Origin of the sequence: Streptomyces sp. NPDC020362 (assembly GCF_040642095.1) — a bacterium.
Lineage (GTDB): Bacteria > Actinomycetota > Actinomycetes > Streptomycetales > Streptomycetaceae > Streptomyces.
In genome coordinates, this window is the sequence record NZ_JBFAET010000468.1 from 1 (window position 1) to 1,622 (window position 1,622).

The 1,622-nt window shown below is 67.6% G+C and carries 2 protein-coding genes; both read left to right on the top strand.

Annotated features, from left to right (window positions below):
* Positions 1–370: 370 nt before the first annotated feature.
* Entirely contained in the window at positions 371–847 is a 477-nt protein-coding gene (locus AB0H32_RS48275; RefSeq protein ID WP_361136093.1) for a nuclear transport factor 2 family protein, read from the top strand.
* Positions 848–951: 104 nt separating this feature from the next.
* A complete protein-coding gene (locus AB0H32_RS48280; protein ID WP_361136096.1) occupies positions 952–1,527 on the top strand; it encodes a hypothetical protein in 576 nt (191 codons plus the stop codon).
* The last annotated feature ends 95 nt before the right edge of the window (positions 1,528–1,622 follow it).

Sequence of the window (1,622 nt, forward strand, 5' to 3'; positions counted from 1 at the left end):
CACCGCCGCAGCCAACTACGCCGCCCACCGCTACGGCTCCATCGACAACGTCAACTCCGCCTACTGAGCCTCCCCAGCAACCACCACGCCCCGCCGCGGCCCCAGACACCCGCGGCAGCGACCAGGACGCTCGGCAACAGACCGCCTGTATCGGTGGCCGGCAACCGCCGGCCTTCGCAAGCAGGCGCGGGAGCGAGCAAGGACGTCCGAGCAACGTCCGTCGATGGATACGCGCAACAGCCGGCAGTCAGAGAACCAGAGGATTTCGATGACCGTCGACGGGTCCTGCAGCAGGCGAGCGCGGCAGGTGACGGGGCAGGGCCCGGCAAAGGAGTCGCGGGCACGCAGGCAGGGTTGGTAGGAAGTGGCGATGACCACCAGCGATCCAAACCCGGTTGAGCGCCTCCTCGCAGAACGCGCCTGTGAGCGATTGGTCCTGGAGCTCGTCCGTCGGCTGGACCTCGGCGAGCCGAGCACCGTCTCCGACCTCTTCACCCCTGACGGCGTCTGGGAATGGCCGTATGACCAGCGGCGGATCGAAGGCCGGGAGGCTCTGCGGAAGTACTTCGGCTCCCGGCCCGTGGATCGCCTGTCCCGGCGCATGTGCACGAACATCCTGGTCACGGTCGACTCGCCGGACACCGCCAGATCGACCAGCTACTTCGCGACGTACCGAGTCGACGGCTACACCGAGGGCACGCTGGTGGCGCCCCGGTTGCCGGCCAATATCGGCCACTACGAGGACACGTTCCGCAGGATCGACGGCGTCTGGCTCATGGCGACACGGACCCTCGTCCTGCCTTTCGGCGGGCCGACGGAACGCCTGTCCAGCCCCGGCCAGTCCTGATCGCGAACGGCGCTCACCCCTCGGTGGCCTCCTGCAACGGATCCACGGCCACCGATACGCTCGGATCTCTTCCCACGACGGTGTGGGCATTACGGGGAGCATCTGTGACCGCCGTGGAGCAACCGTTTCTGTTCGTCGTCGAAGACGTCTTCACCCGCAACCAGGGCAGGGCGGTTGCGGCGGCGGGCGTGATCGTACGAGGGCGTGTCCACTCAGGTGCCGACGTGAGCATCGTGGGATCTGGCCGCAACGAGCTTGTCCCGGTCACTGGTATCGAGGTGGACAAGCATCACGTCGACGAAGCGATCACGGGCATGAATGTCGCGTTGCTGCTGCCGGGGAAGTCCGCGGTGGAGCGGGGTCATGTGCTCGCAGCGCCGGGCTCGATCGGGGCACATCAGTCGTTCAGGGCCGAGGTCTCGGTGCTGCCGGAGGCCCAAGGGGGCTTCGAGGTGCGGACCGGCGACCATCTGGCCTTCTACATCCACTCTGGCGCCATGCGAGGTGTCGTGACGCTGCCGACTGGGCTGGACGCGCTCCGGCCCACGCACTTGGCCGCGGTGACGGTCACGCTCGAACGGCCCGTGGCTCTTGAAGTCGGTCAGCATTTCGCCTTCCGGCACCGGGGTCGGGCTGCCGGTTCAGGGAGGGTGTCCGAGCTCCTGTGCCGAGGTTCATGAACGGAGACGCTCAGGTTCATGAATGGAGCCGGAGGCCGGCCCTTCACTCCGATCAGCCGGCCTGTGGCCCGGGCGATCCGGGCGATCTGCTCACG